Genomic DNA, 17,128 nt, shown 5'->3' with positions numbered 1-17,128 from the left:
TGAGCTGCGCGGTTTGGCCAACCAACAGGTTGGCCGGGGGCCCTGTTAGGGTGGGGCGGGATCTAGTCTTCAAGACGGATTCGAACCCTATTCGCCAGATCAGGAAGTCGTCATGTCCGAAGAAGCTTTTATCTATGAGGCCATCCGCACCCCGCGGGGCAAGCAGCGCAACGGTTCGCTGAACGAGGTGAAGCCACTCAACCTGGTCGTAGGCCTGGTTGACGAGCTCCGGCGGCGTTTCCCCGACCTCGACGAGAACCTGATCAGCGACATGATCCTGGGTGTGGTGTCCCCGGTCGGCGACCAGGGCGGCGACATCGCCCGCACCGCGGTGCTGGCCGCCGGCCTGCCCGAGACCACCGGCGGCGTGCAGCTCAACCGGTTCTGCGCGTCGGGCCTCGAGGCCGTCAACACCGCCGCGCAGAAGGTACGGTCCGGCTGGGACGACCTGGTGCTGGCCGGCGGTGTCGAGTCGATGAGCCGCGTCCCGATGGGCTCCGACGGCGGCGCCTGGGCAACCGACCCCGAGACCAACTACCAGATCGGGTTCGTGCCCCAGGGCATCGGCGCCGACCTGATCGCCACCATCGAAGGCTTCTCCCGCGAGGACGTCGACCGCTACGCGCTGCGCTCCCAGGAGAAGGCGGCCGCGGCGTGGTCCGGCGGCTACTTTGCCAAGTCGGTCGTTCCGGTGCGCGACCAGAACGGTCTGGTGATCCTCGACCACGACGAGCACATGCGGCCCGACACCACGCTCGAAGGCCTGGGCAAGCTGAAGACCGCGTTCGACGGCATCGGCGAGATGGGCGGCTTCGACGACGTGGCGCTGACCAAATACCACTATGTCGAGAAGATCAACCACGTCCACACCGGCGGCAACAGCTCCGGCATCGTCGACGGCGCCGCGCTGGTGCTGGTCGGTTCGGAAGCGGCCGGCAAGTCGCAGGGCCTGACCCCACGGGCGCGCATCGTGGCCACCGCCACCAGCGGCTCGGACCCCGTCATCATGCTCACCGGCCCGACCCCTGCCACGCGCAAGGTGCTCGACCGCGCGGGCCTGACGATCGACGACATCGACCTGTTCGAGCTCAACGAGGCGTTCGCGTCGGTGGTCTTGAAGTTCCAGAAGGACCTCAACATTCCGGACGAGAAGCTCAACGTCAACGGTGGCGCCATCGCGATGGGCCACCCGCTGGGCGCCACGGGCGCCATGATCACCGGCACCATGGTCGACGAGCTCGAGCGCCGCAACGCGCGTCGCGCCCTGGTCACGCTGTGCATCGGCGGCGGCATGGGTGTCGCCACCATCATCGAGAGGGTTTAAGACCATGGCAGAGAACACCATTCAGTGGGATAAGGACGCCGACGGCATCGTCACGCTGACCCTGGACGACCCCACCGGGTCGGCCAACGTGATGAACGAGCACTACAGCGAGTCCATGCACAACGCTGTGGAACGCCTTGCCGCCGAAAAGGATTCGATCACCGGTGTGGTCATCACCAGCGCGAAGAAGACCTTCTTCGCCGGCGGCGACCTCAAGGGCATGATCAACCTCGGCCCGGAGAACGCCGGCGAGGCGTTCGACACCGTCGAGTCGGTCAAGCGTGACCTGCGCGCCCTGGAGACCCTCGGCAAGCCAGTCGTCGCCGCCATCAACGGGGCCGCGCTGGGCGGCGGCCTGGAGATCGCGCTGGCCTGTCACCACCGCATCGCCGCGGACGTCAAGGGTCTGGTCGTCGGCCTGCCCGAGGTCACGCTGGGCCTGCTGCCCGGCGGCGGCGGGGTGACCCGCACCGTGCGGATGTTCGGCATCCAGAACGCTTTCATGAACATCCTGTCGCAGGGCACCCGCTTCAAGGCCGACAAGGCCAAGGAGATCGGCCTGGTCGACGAACTCGTCGGCTCGGTCGACGAATTGGTGCCCGCCGCTAAGGCGTGGATCAAGGCCAACCCCGATTCGCACGAACAGCCCTGGGACAAAAAGGGTTACAAGATGCCCGGCGGCACTCCGTCTAGCCCCGCGCTGGCGGCGAACTTGCCGGCGTTCCCGGCGCTGCTGAAGAAGCAGCTCAAGGGCGCGCCGATGCCGGCGCCGCGGGCCATCCTGGACGCCGTGGTCGAGGGCGCGCAGGTGGACTTCGACACCGCCAGCCGCATCGAGAGCCGCTACTTCACCCAGCTGGTGACCGGCCAGGTCGCCAAGAACATGATCCAGGCGTTCTTCTTCGACCTGCAGCACATCAACGGCGGTGGTTCCCGGCCGGACGGCATCGAGCCGGTCAAGATCAACAAGATCGGGGTGCTGGGCGCGGGCATGATGGGCGCCGGCATCGCCTACGTGTCGGCCAAGGCCGGCTACGAGGTGGTGCTCAAGGACGTCAGCCTCGAGGCCGCCCAGAAGGGCAAGGGCTACTCGGAAAAGCTTGAGGCCAAGGCACTTCAGCGGGGCAAGACCACCGAGGAGAAGAGCAAGGCGCTGCTGGACCGCATCACCCCGGCCGCCGACCCGGCCGACCTCAAGGGCGTCGACTTCGTGATCGAGGCGGTGTTCGAGAACCAGGAACTCAAGCACAAGGTGTTCCAGGAGATCGAGGACATCGTCGAGCCCAACGCGCTGCTGGGGTCGAACACCTCGACGCTGCCGATCACCGGTCTGGCGACCGGTGTGAAGCGCCAGGAGGACTTCATCGGGATCCACTTCTTCTCGCCGGTCGACAAGATGCCGCTGGTGGAGATCATCAAGGGCGAGAAGACCTCTGACGAGGCGCTGGCCCGCGTGTTCGACTACACGCTGGCCATCGGCAAGACCCCGATCGTGGTGAACGACAGCCGCGGGTTCTTCACCAGCCGCGTCATCGGCACGTTCGTCAATGAGGCGCTGGCGATGCTGGGTGAGGGCGTGGAGCCCGCGAGCGTCGAGCACGCCGGTTCGCAGGCCGGCTACCCGGCGCCGCCGCTGCAGCTGTCCGACGAGCTGAACCTGGAGCTGATGCACAAGATCGCGACGGCCACCCGCAAGGGCGTGGAGGACGCGGGCGGCACTTACGAGCCGCACCCGGCCGAGGCCGTCGTCGAGAAGATGATCGAGTTGGAGCGGCCCTCGCGGTTGAAGGGCGCCGGCTTCTACGAGTACGTCGACGGCAAGCGGACCCGGCTGTGGCCGGGCCTGCGCGAGACGTTCAAGTCCGGCAGCGCGGAAATTCCGTTGCAGGACATGATCGATCGCATGCTGTTCGCCGAGGCGCTCGAGACGCAGAAGTGCCTTGACGAGGGCGTGCTGACGTCGACCGCCGACGCCAACATCGGGTCCATCATGGGCATCGGGTTCCCGCCGTACACCGGTGGTAGCGCGCAGTTCATCGTCGGTTACGAGGGTGCGCACGGTGTCGGCAAGGAAGCCTTCGTGGCCCGGGCCAAGGAACTGGCCGCCCGCTACGGCGACCGCTTCCTGCCACCGGCATCGCTGAGCTGATCACCGACGCACGCGGCCAGCCCCCGAAGCGACGTGTTCGGGGGCTGGTGCGTTCGGTGGCTCGACGGCTGTGCTGCGCCCGAGACTTAAGCCATTGCGAAGCGATACGGCGTGTCGTCGCAACAGGTTACGTGTCGCCGCGCGCGAATAGGTAGTACCACGCCGGGGTCTTCTCGGCGCGGTCCAGCTCGCGCTCGGGGCCGGCCGACAACAGCGTCCAGCTCTGCGCGAATCGGCGTTCCATCTCGGCGCGGTCGACTCCGCGCACCCCGACCCGACCGCCGGGCACGAACGCGACGATCAGCAGCCGTGCGTCGGGCCTCGCCAGGGCGCTGATCTCGCGGACGTAGGCGTCGCGGTCGGCGTCGCTCATGTTGTGCAGGCAGCCGTTGTCCACGATCAAGTCGAAGTTCGCACCGACGCCGGCCCGGCTCAGCTGCGTGACGTCGGCCCGAAGGAAGTCGACGGCGGCGCCGGCCGCGCTGGCCTTGGCACGTGCGCGTTCGAGTGGTTTGGCCACGAAGTCGACCGCGGTGACCTTCCAGCCGTGTTGGGCCAGATAGATCGAGCAGTCGCCGGTACCGCAGCCGACTTCCAGGGCCGACCCGGCGGTCAGCGCCGCGGCGTCAGCCGTTCCCTCGACCAGGCCCCGCAGGCTCTGCGCCAGCGGATGACCATCCCACGGGGTGAACCCGATGCGGTAAAAGATCCGAAACAGCGTTTGTTTGGAAGCCATAGCTCACCCTAGGCCCACGGGGACGGTCACCTGGAGGCGGCGGCGATGCGGCGCCATTGCTCCCGCGGGAAGGCCCGGGGATCGGGCAGCAGCACCTGGACGCAGACGTGGTCGGCGCCCGCGGAACGATGCTCGGCGACGCGGCGCATGATGGCCTCTTCATCACCCCACGCGATGATGGCGTCGAACAGCCGATCGCTCACCTGCGACAGGTCGTCTTCGGTGAAGCCGCTGCGCAGCAGGTTGTTGGCGTAGTTGGGCAACGCCAAATACGACCGCAGCCAATCGGTTCCGATCTGTCGGGCCTCGTCGGCGCTGTCGGTCAAGATCACCGTCTGTTCGGGCAGCAGCAACGGACCGCTGCCCAAAGTCGAACGGGCAGAAGCGGTGTGCTCGGGGGTGACGAGGTAAGGATGGGCGCCGCCGGCCCGGGTCGCCGACAACGTCAGCATCTTGGGGCCCAGCGCGGCAAGCACCCGGCGCTCGGTGGGAACCGGCCGCGGCGCGGCGTCCAGGCCGTCCAGAAAGGATGCGGTGGCCGCCAGCGGTTTGCGATATCGCCCGGGTTGGCCGGCGTCGATCAGCGGGGCGTGGCTGACGCCGATCCCGAGCAGGAAGCGGTCACCGTGCTCGGCCGTCAGCGTCGCGTAGGAGTCGGCGACATCGCCGGGCGAATGCATCCACAGATTCAGGATGCCCGTGGCGATCACGGTCCGCTTGGTCGCGCCGAGCAGATGCCCCACCGCGTCGAACACCGGCCCGCCGACATCGGGTATCCACAGCGCCGGGAACCCCAGTTCGTCGAGTTCGGCTGCGGCCTCCGCGGATTCGGTCGGGTCACCGTAGCGTAGCTGACTGCTCCAGATTCCAACGCCCGTCAATTCCATGTGCAGTCTTCCCTTCGTGGCGCGCGCCTGCCGCGGTGGCTCGGGCCGCGGCTCTACACGACATGCTGTCAGACGTCGCTTCCGGAGTATTCGGGCACCGGCATCGAATCGTGCATCCGGACGCCCCTGGTGTTGAGCTTCGCCACAGAACGGGACAGCGACCCGGGCATCGCCGAGATCAGCTGGGCTCCACGGGTTAACGCCCACACTCCGATTCGTGAACCGGGGATGATGCCTTTGGCGGCGCCGCGGGCGAAAGTCCGGCTGCGCCGCACCGATTCGTGCATCCGCAGTTCGTAGGCGGCGAAGGCGCGCAGGTGGTCCCCGTCCGCCTCGGCGAGCTCTCCGGCCAACACATACGCGCCCAGGACGGCGAGACTGGTGCTGCCGCCCACCGCGGGCCCCGGGCAGTAACCCGCGTCACCGACCAGGGTGACCCGCCGCCGTGACCACCGGTCGGTGCGCAGCTGGGTGATCGAGTCGAAGTAGAAGGTGGGCGTGTGCTCCAGTTCTGCCAGCCAGGTGTCCACCTGTTCGTGCATGCCGGCGAAAGTGTCGCGCAGTATCTCCTTCTGCCGCAACGCATCGCGATGCTCGTAATCCAATTCCTCTTTGCTGCGGAACAGGAACACCGCCCGGGCGTCATCCAGGTGGTCCGCCGTATAGATTCCGGCGAAACGGCCGACGCCGACGTGACCGACCATCTCGCCGGATTCGACGAGCGCCTTGGGCGCCGACAACACCGACAGGTACCCGCCGAGAAAGCGCGTCAGGTTGGCTTCCTCGCCGAAGGTCAGGCGCCGAACGTTGGAGTGCAGCCCGTCGGCGCCCACGATGACGTCGAAGGTACGCGCCGGCGAATGCTCGAATGTCACGGTGCCGTCGTGCTCGATCGCGGTGATGGAATCACCGAACACGTACTCGACGTCGTCGCGGGCCGCGTCGTAGTAGATCTCACTCAGGTCGTCGCGCATGATTTCCACGTGCGAATCGGAGGTCGCGGCGTAGATCTTGGTGAGGTCGACCTCGATGGCCTTCGTCCGCCCTTCGCGGTACATCGTCAACCGTTCCGTTCTGGTGGCCCGCGCCTCGATGCGCGGAAGCACACCCATCTTCGTCGAGATTTCCATTGCGGGACGGAACAAGTCGACGGCGTGGCCACCGGTTTTGCGCAGCGTCGGTGCGCGCTCCACCACGGTGACGTCGAAACCGTACCGGGTGAGCCAGTACGCCAGGACCGGACCCGCGATGCTGGCGCCCGAGATGAGTATGCGCATGATCACCTCCCACGCTTACTTAACGTTCGGTAAGCTTAACATCCCACTTACCTATCGGTAAGTCAGGTAAATTGGCGGGGTGAGCAGGCCCCGGTCGGATACCCGTGAGCGCATCCAACAGGTCGCCCGGGAGCTCTTCTTGCAGCGCGGCGTGCAGCGCACCAGCCTGCAGGACATCGCGGACCGGCTGGGTATCACCAAACCCGCCTTGTACTACCACTTTCCCTCACGCGAAGACCTGGTGCGCAGCATCTTGGTGCCGCTGATTGACGAGGGTGAACGCTTCGTGGCCGAGCACGAGGGTCACCGCCGCAACAATGCGCGCGAGCTGCTGGAGGGGTATTTCGATTTCCACTACCGGCACCGCCGGGACCTGGTGCTGCTGTTGACCGAGCTGTCGACGCTGATCGACCTCGACCTCATCGACACGGTGCTCGCGTGGCGTGAGCGGCTGGCCAGGCTGGTGTTCGGCAAGAAGCCGACGCTCGCGCAGTCCACCCGGGCGGTGGTCGCGTTCGGTGGCTTGCAGGATTGCTGCGTGCAGTTTCCCGATGCGCCGTACGAAGAGCTACGCGAGAAGTCGGTTGCGGCCGCGCTCGACGCGCTGGGTGGGTAGCGGAGGGCTACAGTCCCGGTATGCGCTTTGGACTCTTCATTCCGCAAGGCTGGCGAATGGATCTGGTCGGGATCGAACCCGAGAACCACTGGGCAGTGATGCGAGATCTGGCGACCTACGCGGACCGCAGCGCCTGGGACTCGCTGTGGGTCTACGACCATTTCCACACCGTTCCGGTGCCGACGGGTGAAGCCACCCACGAAGCCTGGTCGTTGATGGCGGCATATGCGGCCACCACCTCGCGGATCAAACTCGGTCAGATGTGCACGGCGATGAGCTACCGCAACCCCGTCTACCTCGCCAAGGTCGCCGCGACTGCCGACATCATCTCCGGTGGCCGCATCCAGATGGGGATCGGCGGTGGCTGGTACGAACACGAATGGCGCGCTTACGGTTACGGATTCCCGTCGGCGGGGGTGCGGTTGGGTCGGCTCGACGAGGGCGTGCAGATCATGCGCGACGCCTGGCGCGACGGCAAGGTCAGCTTCGAGGGCAAGCATTACCAGGTTGACGGGGCGATCGTCGCGCCAAAGCCCCTGCGGGAAAACGGGATTCCGCTATGGATCGCCGGCGGCGGTGAGAAGGTGACGTTGCGGATCGCCGCTCAATACGCGCAGTACACCAACTTCACGCCGGAGCCCGAAGCGTTCGCGCACAAGTCCGAGGTGCTGGCCGAGCACTGCCGCAGCGTGGGCACCGACTATCACGCGATTGTGCGGTCGGTCAACGTCAATGCGATCGTCGGCAACTCCGAGGCCGATGTCAAAGACCGGCTGCAACGAGTCCGCGACCGGCTGGTGGGTTGTGTGGGCGAGGCCGCGGCGGATGCGATGATCGCCGGCACCAGCGGACCGGACTCGGCGACGGGCACACCGGATCAGGTGATCGAGCGACTCGCGAAGATCCGCGACCTCGGGTGCGAATACGCCATCTGCTACTTCCCCGAGGCCGCCTACGACCGTTCGGGTATCGAGATGTTCGAGAGCCAGGTCATACCCGCGCTGACTTAGCCAACCTCGAAAGCCGGCGTCAGATGTCGGAAGTCGTGTACCTGGTCTTGGCCGGCGGCGCGGCCAGCAGCGGAGGAAGCTGGGTCAGCTTGCCTTCGCCGGCGCGGAAGGCGCGGTAGGCCTCGTCGTTTTCGACCGTCTCCCAGATCTCGTAGATGAGCCAGTGCGCTTCGTCGTCTTCGTCGATGAGCACGTCAGTGCGGACGTTGCCGTCGAACGCCCGGGTGTCCTGTAGCGCCCGGCCCATCAGCTCGCGCCCCGCAGCGACCTCGTCGGGCTTGAATCTGAGCTCAAGTATCACGGTGACCGTCATGGGCCCAACATATCTTCGCGCCTGGTCGGGCGGCGGCCCGCCCGTCATCCCAAGGAGGAGAATGCGGTTTCCACTTTTCGGAAAGCTGTTATACGGTTCAGTCGGAATTGTTCATTTGGTGCACCGTGGACGTCGCTGGAGGACCCCTCAATGCAGAAGGCGCTGGCTCCCGAGATCTCAACCTGGCCCGACGAGAATCCGCAGCTGATCGGCAGTCGGTGCGGTGATTGCAACGCCACCACCTTTCCGGTGCAGGAGCGGTGCCCGCGGTGCAGCGGAGGCGCGATGAGCGACGTGCTGTTGCCGCGGACCGGGACCGTCGTCGCTTGGACCACCCAGGGCTTCCCGCCCGGGGCCCCGTACGCCGGCCCGACCGGCAAGGACTTCGTGCCGTTCGGCGTGGGTCTGGTCCAGCTCGGCGACGTGATCCGGGTCGAGGGCCGGCTGACCGAGAGCGACCCCGCCAAGCTGAAGTTCGGCCAGGAAGTCGAACTCACCATGGTGCCGTTCACCACCGACGCGGACGGCAACGAGATCGTCACGTTCGCTTTCCAGCCGGTCTAGACAGAAGGAGCCTGAGATGACCAATGATGTGGCGATCATCGGTGTGGGCCTGCATCCCTTCGGCCGGTTCGAGAAGACCGCGATGCAGATGGGCGCCGAGGCCATTCAGTCCGCGCTCACCGACGCCGGAGTGCAGTGGAAGGACATCCAGTTCGGCTTCGGTGGCAGTCACGAAGTGTCCAACCCGGATGCCGTGACCCGCCTGGTCGGACTGACCGGCATCACCTTCACCAACGTCTTCAACGCCTGCGCCACCGCGGCCAGCGCCATCCAGCAGACCGCGGACACCATCCGGCTGGGCAAGTACGACATCGGCATCGCCATCGGCTTGGACAAGCACCCCCGCGGCGCCTTCACCGACGACCCCGCCAAGCTGGCGCTGCCGCAGTGGTACGCGCAGAACGGTCAGTTCGTCACCACCAAGTTCTTCGGGATGAAGGCCAACAAGTACTTGCACGACCACAACATCTCCCAGGAGACGCTGGCGCGGGTGGCCAACAAGAACTTCCGCAATGGCGCACTGAACCCGAATGCCTTCCGGCGCAAGGAGATCTCGGTCGAGGAGATCCTCAACTCGACCGTGCTCAACTACCCGTTGACGCAGTACATGTTCTGCGCGCCCGACGAGGGGGCCGCGGCCGTGATCATGTGCCGCGCGGACATCGCGCACAGGTTCACCGACAAGCCGGTGTACGTGCGCGCCTGTGAGATCCGCACCCGCACGTTCGGTGCGTACGAGGTGCACGCCACCTTCGCGCCGCTCGATGAGGACGTCTCCCCGACGGTGTACGCCGCCAAGGCGGCCTACGAAGCCGCGGGCATCGGGCCCGAGGACGTCGACGTCGCCCAGCTGCAGGACACCGACGCCGGCAACGAGGTCATCCACATGGCCGAGACGGGGCTGTGCGCCGACGGCGAGCAGGAGAAGCTGCTGGCCGACGGCGCCACCGAGATCCACGGCTCGATGCCGGTCAACACCGACGGCGGGCTGATCGCCAACGGCGAGCCGATCGGCGCGTCGGGGCTGCGGCAGATGCACGAACTGGTGCGGCAGCTGCGCGGCGAGGCGGGGGAGCGGCAGGTGCCCGGCAACCCGCGCGTCGGCCTGGCCCAGGTTTACGGTGCGCCCGGCACCGCGTCGGCGACCATCCTGTCGCTCTGAATCGCTTGCGCCGCAGCCTAAATCGCCGGGCCCAGCAGGTCGTCCGCGTCGCGGATGATGTAGCCGTAGCCCTGCTCGGCCAGGAAGCGCTGCCGGTGCGCGGCGTACTCGGCGTCCAGGCTGTCGCGCGCCACCACGGAATAGAAGATGGCGCCCCCACCGTCGGACTTGGGCCGCAGCAACCGGCCCAGCCGTTGCGCCTCCTCCTGGCGTGAGCCGAACGTTCCCGAGACCTGCACCGCCACAGAGGCTTCCGGCAGGTCGATGGAGAAGTTCGCAACCTTGGACACCACCAGGGTGGACAGCTCGCCGCGCCGGAACGCGTCGAACAGTTCCTCGCGTTCCTTGGTCCGGGTGGACCCCTGGATCACCGGGGCGTTAAGCTCGGCGCCAAGCTCGTCGAGCTGATCGAGATAGGCACCGATCACCAGCGTCTGCTCACCGGGATGCTTCGCCAGGATCGACTTGACCACAGCGATTTTGGTGTGGACAGTCGAGCACAACTTGTACCGCTCTTCGGGCTCGGCGGTGGCGTAAAGCATGCGCTCGTTGTCGGTCATGGTGACCCGCACCTCGACGCACTCGGCCGGCGCGATCCAGCCCTGCGCCTCGATATCCTTCCACGGCGCGTCATAGCGCTTCGGGCCGATCAGCGAGAACACATCGCCCTCGCGGCCGTCCTCGCGGACCAGCGTGGCGGTCAGACCCAGGCGCCGCTTGGACTGCAGATCGGCGGTCATCCGGAACACCGGCGCGGGCAACAGGTGGACCTCGTCGTAGATGATCAGCCCCCAGTCCCGGCTGTCGAAGAGTTCCAGGTGCCGGTATTCACCCTTGGTGCGGCGGGTGATCATCTGATACGTCGAAATGGTGACGGGCCGAATCTCCTTGCGCTCGCCGGAGTATTCGCCGATCTCGTCCTCGGTGAGCGACGTGCGCGCGATCAGCTCGCGCTTCCATTGCCGGGCCGCGACGATGTTGGTGACCAGAATCAGCGTCGTCGCACCGGCTTTCGCCATGGCGGCCGCGCCCACCAGCGTCTTGCCGGCGCCGCACGGAAGCACCACCACCCCGGATCCGCCGGACCAGAAGGAGTCGGTGGCCATCTGCTGATAGTCGCGCAGGTGCCAGCCGTCCTGGGCCAGGCTGATCGGATGCGCTTCGCCGTCGACGTAGCCCGCGAGATCCTCGGCAGGCCAACCGATCTTGAGCAGCATCTGCTTGACGCGGCCGCGCTCGCTGGGATGGACGACGACCGTGTCGTCGTCGATGCGGGCGCCGAGCATCGGGGCAATCTTCTTGTTGCGCAACACCTCTTCGAGCACCGCGCGATCCAGGCTCACCAGCGTCAGGCCGTGCGCGGGGTTCTTCACCAGCTGCAGGCGACCGTAGCGGGCCATGGTGTCGACGATGTCGACCAGCAGTGGTTGGGGCACCGCGTAGCGCGAGAAGCTGACCAGCGCGTCGACCACCTGTTCGGCGTCATGACCCGCGGCGCGGGCGTTCCACAGCGCCAGCGGCGTGATGCGGTAGGTGTGCACGTGCTCGGGTGCGCGTTCCAGCTCGGCGAACGGCGCGATGGCGGCGCGCGCCGCGCCGGCCAGCTCGTGGTCTACCTCGAGCAACACCGTCTTGTCGGACTGCACGATCAACGGTCCGTCAGACATGTTCAGCGCCACTCCTTCTCATCGGTGCTTCTGCGTGCCAACCATTATCCGGCGGTGGCCGACACGACCGAGGTGATGCGGTGGATGGCGAAGTCACGCAGCCGCCCGGACGCGGAATCGAAGGCGACCAGCTGACCGCCCTTGATGGTGATCGGCGACACCACCCTCTGGGTGGCCACGCCCGCCGCATCCAGATAACCGATCACCAGGGTGTCTTGTTCCTTGGCCGCGCGCTGCAGCTGCGTCATGGTCACGGCGGGATCGATGCGGATATTGCCGAACGGTGCGGCGGTCACCTTGCGAAGCACGGCCACCACCGCGTTGAGGCTTTCGCTGTTGGGGCGCCGGGCCGGGCGATAGGGCCGGCGCTGCTGGGGTGTGGCCACCCGGGCGCCGCGCGGACGCACGTCGACGATGGCGCCGGATGAATCCTCAGCCGCCGGCGCGAAGCCCGCGGACCGCAGGGCGGCGAGCACCTCGCCGATCGGAGCCGGCGACACCGCGACCGTCGGCGCCAGGGCCCGCAACTGCACCTCCCCGGCCGCCGGCGCGGCCAAAGCCTGGGCCAGCAGCGCGGGGTCCTCGCACCGCACGAACGACGCGGCGATGCCGATCCGCAGCTGCCCGTGCCGGCGCGCGACATCGTCGATCAGATAGGTAAGCCCTTGGGGCACAGGCGTTTTGGAATGCCTGGCGAACAAGGAATGCATCCAGTCGCGAGTCTTGCCGACATCGAGTGCGTGCCGGATCGACTGCTCGCTGACGCGGTACACCATCGCGGCGCCGGCCGATTCGACGGTGGCGACGACGGCGAGTTGCTCGGCCAGGTCGCGTTCCAATGGCCCGGGCACGACCACGGTCAGGTCCGCCTGCACCAAAAAGTGGTCGACCGGTTTGGGTAGCGCCCGGTTCATCGCCTCGATCGCGACCTGCGGATCGCCGTCGTTGTCGAGCAGCGCACGGCCGGGTGTGCTGATCGCGCCGCGGCCGACCAGTCCCAAGGCGGTGCTCTCGGCGAGCAGGTCCCCGACGGGCCCGGGCTGCAACCGCTTCGCCCAGCGTGGACGCCGCCAGATCAGCGCCGCCGAGGCTGCCGCCGCGTCGACGCCGGCGCCGGGGGACAGCTCGGAGAGCATGCCGAGCAGCAGCCGGCGATCCAGCGGCGCGGCCGTCGAGTACAGGCCGTCGGTGAGAGCCCCGTAGGGCTTCGCGTCGGGGCCCCGACTGCCGATCAGCGCCGGCCGACCGGGAAGGTCGAGCCAGCTGCCGGCCAACAGCTGCCAGCGTTCGGCCGCCGACGTCGCGGTGTACCGGTCGGTGGCGACCGTCGGCGCCCAGTACGGCGCCTCGCCGGTGACCGGCTCGGGGTCGGGCATGCCGCTGGCGATCAATCCGGCCGCGGCCGTGACTTCGAGGATCAATCCCAGCCGCGGCTCGTCGATGCCGGTCACCTTGCTGAGCCGCTTGACGTCGCGAATCCCCAGGCCGCCGCTGCGCAGCTCGGAAACCGGTGCGGCGGAGAGCGTTTCAAGCACAACGTCGACCTCGTGTAGCAAGTCGATGACGGCCCCGGCGGCCACCGCGTCCGCGTCGTGGGCTGTGGTCGTCGAGACCACCGGGTCGGGTGCGGTCAGCTGCATGGGGCCGGGCTGCTCGCCGCGCAGCACCTGCCCGACGTGGCGGGGCAAGATCACCGTCTCGGCGTCGATGCGCCGCAGCAGGCCCATGGCCAGCAGCTGGGGGACCGGCCGGTCGGCGGGCGCGCCGGGCGCGGCGTCGCGAGTGCGGCCCATCGGGGAACCTTCGAGAAGCTTCTCCAGCACGTCGAGCTGGGCCTGATCGAGGTCGTCGATCAGACCGGCGATCTGCTCGGCGCTGCGCGACATGTCCTCGAGAATGACCTGGCCCGGATGCCAGGGCATCCCCGTCGCGGCGTCGGCGGCCACGCGCAGCGCGGCCTCGCCCCAGACCAGGGCGCGTTGCCGGAGGTCGTCCAGCGCATCGAGGACGTCGGCTTCGGCGGCGCGGTCACCAATCAGCGCCAGCAGTTTCGCGGCGGGCACCGGCTCCGCATCGGCCTGCAGCACCAGCAGCGCATCGAGTACGGCCAGGCGCAGGAAGTCGAGGTCGTCGGTGCCGGCCTTGATCGACTGGCGAGCCTGGGCGCGCGCGGCCAGCGCGGCGATGCTGCCGGGTGGGGGCTGGGCCAGGTCCGGCCGCAACTCCAACAGTCGGATCAGCCGCTCATCGGATAACTCGGCCAGCCACGACCCCAGCGGGATATCCGGGGTGTTGTCGGTCATTGCTGACCAGCGTAAAGCAGGTGGCGGGTACCCAGCAGACGCTCAGCGCGGGGAGGTCTGATTGAACCGTGCCTGGCGCCGGGAGTAATCGCCCCAACGCCGGATCGAGTCTGCGGCGACGTGCCGCACGGGCACATTCTTAAGGCGGGCGCGGCGGCGCAACTTGTTCACGGCGTCGTCCATGGAAATGTCGAATCGCGAGCTGAGCATCGCGGCGGCGATCGTCACATCGAGGTCGAAGTCGTCGGTGTCCAATTGCGATTCGATATGCACTCCGTCGGACAGGAGAGCCGAGACCGCCAGGTCGGCCGCGATCGCGGTGTCGATCCATTCGGCGTGGTCCGGAGCGCGTTCGCGGCGGCTGCGATAGACGGTGAACGCTCCTACTACGTCGCCGTCGAGCATCATCGGATACGCGGAGGCTCCGACGATGCCGAGGTCGAGGGCGGCCGTGGCGTAGCCGGGCCAGAGGGCACAGTCGCTGGCCAGGTCGGCGACGTGCACCGGAACGCCGCTGAGCAGGGCCGCATGCATGGGACCCTCCGCCAATTCGGCGCCCCACTGATCCATGTTGCTGGCGCGGGCGTCGCTGGCGGTCAACAGTGCGAGCTGCCCGGACGCGCTCTGCAGCGAAATAGCTGCGCCGACGACGGTGTCGAATGCTTCCACGGCCAGGACGCACAGCGAGGCCGACCATCCGCGGCCGGGGTTTTCGCGGGCGTGCGCCATGAGCAGCTGCCACAGCCGGCGGCGCCGCTGACTGGATGCCGTCGGGCCGGACGGCCCGCGCGAGGTGCCTACCGCGAGTAGCGCATCGGTCAGCCTCGTGTTCTGCTCGATCAGGAGGTCATGCAGACCGCGATAGCGCGACGCCGTCAGGGCAAGGGCGCGACCGTCTGCGCTGCGGTCGATGCCATCGGCGATCAGCGGGGTGATGTCTTCGACGTGGTGCAGCAACCCCACCACCCGGCCCTCGTCGTCGCTGATCGGAGAGTTAACCGGGCTCCATATCTTGGGAATGAATTCGGCGCTGCCGCTGGGTGCGATGTCGTAACGCTGAATGGGCATCTGGTGCGCGGCCGCGTCCCGCAGGACCCGGCTGAGCGACGCTTGCAGGTTCTGCACGCCGGTGGCCGCGACGTCGGCGGGATTGTCTGGGAAAGCGTCGAACATCTGCTCGCCGATGAGTTCGTCGCGCTCACGACTCGTCGCCCGCAGGTAGGCGTCGTTGACGGCCCGGATGTTGAGTTCCGCATCCAGGAGCAGGTAAGGAGCCGCCGTCACGGCAAAAACCGGACTGTTCGCGGCGGCGTCTAGCACGGCTGGCACGATCATTTCAGCGTAACTCGGCGTGGCCGACCGTCGCATTACGTTCGAGGGCGCCCAACACCCAAGCCCTTGCGGCCACATGCTGTGCGCCACCTGTCAGAATGGACCTCGTGGCTGACAATGCTGAGGGCAAAGCGCGCAAAACCAAGTATGTCGACAACGGCTGGCCGACGACCGACCCCGACGACCACGCGGTGAGCGAACTCGTGACCGATCGCACGGGCGCGCTGTCGCCGTTCGGCGAGCTGGTGTTCCCGCTGCCTTCCACCGAACTGCCCTACCTGCACCCGGTCACCGTCGTCAATCGGTAGGCCGCCAGATGGCCTCTGAGGACTCCAAAGCCTCGGCGAAATGGGCGTCGGAGAATTCCGGCCCCGGCGTCCTGTCACATCTGGACGACCGTGGGGCGGCGCACATGGTCGACGTCAGCGAGAAGGCAGCCACCAAGCGAACCGCGATGGCCGCCGGGGTGGTGCGCTCATCGGCGGAAGTGCTGGCGCTGATTTCGACCGGCGGCCTGCCCAAGGGCGATGCCCTGGCCACCGCGCGGATAGCCGGCATTCAGGCCGCGAAGCGCACCAGCGAACTCATCCCGCTATGTCATCAACTCGCTCTCACCGGGGTCGACATCGACTTCACCGTGCGGGAGTCTGAGGTCGAGATCATCGCAACGGTGCGAAGCACCGACCGCACGGGGGTAGAGATGGAAGCGCTGACGGCGGTCAGCGTCGCGGGGCTGACGCTCTACGACATGATCAAGGCGGTAGACCCGGCCGCACGAATCGACGACATTCGAGTGCTGCGCAAGGAAGGCGGCAAGACCGGAAGGTGGGCGCGCCCATGAGCACCCGTTCCGCCCGCATCATCATCGCCTCGACCCGCGCGTCCTCAGGGGCGTACGACGACCGTTGCGGCCCGATCATCGCCGAATGGCTCGCAGAGCGCGGCTTTTCGGCCCCGGAGGCCGAGGTGGTGGCCGACGGACCACCGGTCGGCGACGCGCTGCGCACCGCGATCGACGCCGGGGTCGACGTCATCATCACCTCCGGCGGCACCGGCATCTCGCCCAGCGACAGCACACCGGACCACACCGTGGCCGTCGTCGACTACCTGATTCCGGGACTGGCGGAAGCGATCCGCCAGTCGGGTCTGCCGAAGGTGCCGACATCGGTGTTGTCGCGCGGGGTGTGCGGTGTGGCCGGCCAGACCCTGATCGTGAACCTGCCCGGTTCGCCCGGGGGCGTTCGCGACGGCCTCGGCGTGCTCGCCGATGTGCTGGACCACGCACTCGATCAGCTCGCCGGCAAAGATCACCCGCGATGACGCTCGTCGTGCGCGCCGCGATGACCGAGCACCCCATTTCACTGGCCGAGCATGAAGAGTTGGTGGGCCATCAGTCGGCAGGGGCCATCGTCGGGTTCGTCGGCATGATCCGCGACCACGACGGCGGACGGCGGGTGGTGCGGCTGGAGTACTCCGCGCACCCGTCTGCCGACCAGGTCATCGCCGACGTGGTGGCCGAGGTGGCCGAGCAGTCCAGCGGCGTGCGCGCCGTCGCCGCCAGCCATCGCATCGGCGCGCTGCGCATCGGAGAGGCGGCCCTGGTTGCGGCCGTCGCCGCCGACCACAGGCAAGCGGCATTCGCCACCTGCGCGCACCTGGTGGACACCATCAAGGCGCGGCTACCGGTGTGGAAGCACCAATTCTTCGCCGACGGAACCGAGGAGTGGGTGGGCTCGGCCTGACGCGCTAGGCACGGCGGCCACCGGAACGGTGCGCCGAGCCCGACAC

17 protein-coding genes are annotated in these 17,128 nt (G+C 67.5%); 10 read left to right on the top strand and 7 right to left on the bottom strand.

Annotated features, from left to right (window positions below; translation table 11 throughout):
* Positions 1-112 precede the first annotated feature (112 nt).
* Both AC5Y7E_RS14905 and AC5Y7E_RS14900 read left to right on the top strand, forming a co-directional pair.
* Positions 113-1,324 carry an acetyl-CoA C-acetyltransferase gene (locus AC5Y7E_RS14905; RefSeq protein WP_067352530.1) on the top strand — a complete coding sequence of 404 codons (1,212 nt, stop codon included), beginning with the start codon at positions 113-115 and terminating at the stop codon, positions 1,322-1,324.
* Positions 1,325-1,328: 4 nt separating this feature from the next.
* The gene (locus AC5Y7E_RS14900) at positions 1,329-3,473 is read left to right on the top strand and encodes a 3-hydroxyacyl-CoA dehydrogenase NAD-binding domain-containing protein (RefSeq protein ID WP_499949613.1); all 2,145 of its coding nucleotides are present in this window, start codon (positions 1,329-1,331) and stop codon (positions 3,471-3,473) included.
* Positions 3,474-3,600: 127 nt separating this feature from the next.
* On the opposite strand, the gene AC5Y7E_RS14895 is transcribed toward AC5Y7E_RS14900, so the two are convergent.
* The 3 genes from AC5Y7E_RS14895 to AC5Y7E_RS14885 form a co-directional block, all read right to left on the bottom strand.
* The gene (locus AC5Y7E_RS14895; protein WP_499949612.1) at positions 3,601-4,209 is read right to left on the bottom strand and encodes a class I SAM-dependent methyltransferase; all 609 of its coding nucleotides are present in this window, start codon (positions 4,207-4,209) and stop codon (positions 3,601-3,603) included.
* A gap of 26 nt (positions 4,210-4,235) precedes the next feature.
* Positions 4,236-5,096, bottom strand: coding sequence for an LLM class F420-dependent oxidoreductase (locus tag AC5Y7E_RS14890; RefSeq protein WP_499918600.1), 861 nt, complete (start codon positions 5,094-5,096; stop codon positions 4,236-4,238).
* A 68-nt stretch (positions 5,097-5,164) separates the two neighbouring features.
* A complete protein-coding gene (locus AC5Y7E_RS14885) occupies positions 5,165-6,373 on the bottom strand; it encodes an FAD-dependent monooxygenase (protein WP_499949611.1) in 1,209 nt (402 codons plus the stop codon).
* Positions 6,374-6,452: 79 nt separating this feature from the next.
* On the opposite strand from AC5Y7E_RS14885, the gene AC5Y7E_RS14880 reads away from it, so the two are divergent.
* Both AC5Y7E_RS14880 and AC5Y7E_RS14875 read left to right on the top strand, forming a co-directional pair.
* Positions 6,453-6,989, top strand: coding sequence for a TetR/AcrR family transcriptional regulator (locus tag AC5Y7E_RS14880; protein ID WP_499949610.1), 537 nt, complete (start codon positions 6,453-6,455; stop codon positions 6,987-6,989).
* A 20-nt stretch (positions 6,990-7,009) separates the two neighbouring features.
* Positions 7,010-7,999 (top strand): LLM class F420-dependent oxidoreductase, encoded by a 990-nt coding sequence (locus AC5Y7E_RS14875; RefSeq protein ID WP_499949608.1) that lies wholly within the window; start codon positions 7,010-7,012, stop codon positions 7,997-7,999.
* 19 nt (positions 8,000-8,018) lie between these two features.
* Here AC5Y7E_RS14875 and AC5Y7E_RS14870 read toward each other — a convergent pair whose 3' ends face one another.
* Positions 8,019-8,312: a putative quinol monooxygenase gene (locus tag AC5Y7E_RS14870; RefSeq protein ID WP_499949607.1), complete on the bottom strand. Its 294-nt coding sequence runs from the start codon at positions 8,310-8,312 to the stop codon at positions 8,019-8,021.
* 150 nt (positions 8,313-8,462) lie between these two features.
* On the opposite strand from AC5Y7E_RS14870, the gene AC5Y7E_RS14865 reads away from it, so the two are divergent.
* Together AC5Y7E_RS14865 and AC5Y7E_RS14860 are read left to right on the top strand one after the other, a co-directional pair.
* Positions 8,463-8,876 carry a Zn-ribbon domain-containing OB-fold protein gene (locus tag AC5Y7E_RS14865; RefSeq protein WP_499918586.1) on the top strand — a complete coding sequence of 138 codons (414 nt, stop codon included), beginning with the start codon at positions 8,463-8,465 and terminating at the stop codon, positions 8,874-8,876.
* 16 nt (positions 8,877-8,892) lie between these two features.
* A complete protein-coding gene (locus AC5Y7E_RS14860; RefSeq protein WP_499918584.1) occupies positions 8,893-10,038 on the top strand; it encodes a thiolase family protein in 1,146 nt (381 codons plus the stop codon).
* Between the two features lie 17 nt (positions 10,039-10,055).
* Here AC5Y7E_RS14860 and AC5Y7E_RS14855 read toward each other — a convergent pair whose 3' ends face one another.
* From AC5Y7E_RS14855 to AC5Y7E_RS14845, 3 genes are read right to left on the bottom strand one after another with little or no spacing between them, the layout of a single operon-like run.
* Positions 10,056-11,705, bottom strand: a complete 1,650-nt coding sequence (locus AC5Y7E_RS14855; protein WP_499918581.1) for a DNA repair helicase XPB — start codon at positions 11,703-11,705, stop codon at positions 10,056-10,058.
* Positions 11,706-11,749: 44 nt separating this feature from the next.
* Positions 11,750-14,008, bottom strand: coding sequence for a helicase-associated domain-containing protein (locus tag AC5Y7E_RS14850; protein WP_499949606.1), 2,259 nt, complete (start codon positions 14,006-14,008; stop codon positions 11,750-11,752).
* A 42-nt stretch (positions 14,009-14,050) separates the two neighbouring features.
* A complete protein-coding gene (locus tag AC5Y7E_RS14845) occupies positions 14,051-15,337 on the bottom strand; it encodes a PAS domain-containing protein (protein ID WP_499949605.1) in 1,287 nt (428 codons plus the stop codon).
* A gap of 110 nt (positions 15,338-15,447) precedes the next feature.
* Between AC5Y7E_RS14845 and AC5Y7E_RS14840 the strand changes: the two genes are divergently transcribed.
* Genes AC5Y7E_RS14840 through AC5Y7E_RS14825 form a run of 4 tightly spaced genes read left to right on the top strand, consistent with a single transcriptional unit; the run spans position 15,448 to position 17,082 of the window.
* Positions 15,448-15,648 (top strand): hypothetical protein, encoded by a 201-nt coding sequence (locus tag AC5Y7E_RS14840; RefSeq protein ID WP_499949603.1) that lies wholly within the window; start codon positions 15,448-15,450, stop codon positions 15,646-15,648.
* Positions 15,649-15,656: 8 nt separating this feature from the next.
* Positions 15,657-16,181 carry a cyclic pyranopterin monophosphate synthase MoaC gene (moaC, locus tag AC5Y7E_RS14835; RefSeq protein WP_499918574.1) on the top strand — a complete coding sequence of 175 codons (525 nt, stop codon included), beginning with the start codon at positions 15,657-15,659 and terminating at the stop codon, positions 16,179-16,181.
* A complete protein-coding gene (locus AC5Y7E_RS14830; RefSeq protein ID WP_499949602.1) occupies positions 16,178-16,660 on the top strand; it encodes a MogA/MoaB family molybdenum cofactor biosynthesis protein in 483 nt (160 codons plus the stop codon). Before moaC ends, AC5Y7E_RS14830 begins: the two co-directional genes overlap by 4 nt.
* Positions 16,657-17,082, top strand: a complete 426-nt coding sequence (locus tag AC5Y7E_RS14825) for a molybdenum cofactor biosynthesis protein MoaE (RefSeq protein ID WP_499949601.1) — start codon at positions 16,657-16,659, stop codon at positions 17,080-17,082. Before AC5Y7E_RS14830 ends, AC5Y7E_RS14825 begins: the two co-directional genes overlap by 4 nt.
* Positions 17,083-17,128: the final 46 nt, after the last annotated feature.

Source organism: Mycobacterium sp. NGS17, from assembly GCF_059813205.1.
The sequence above is the reverse complement of the archived record's forward strand: the minus strand, read 5'-3'. Positions and strand labels throughout refer to the sequence as shown.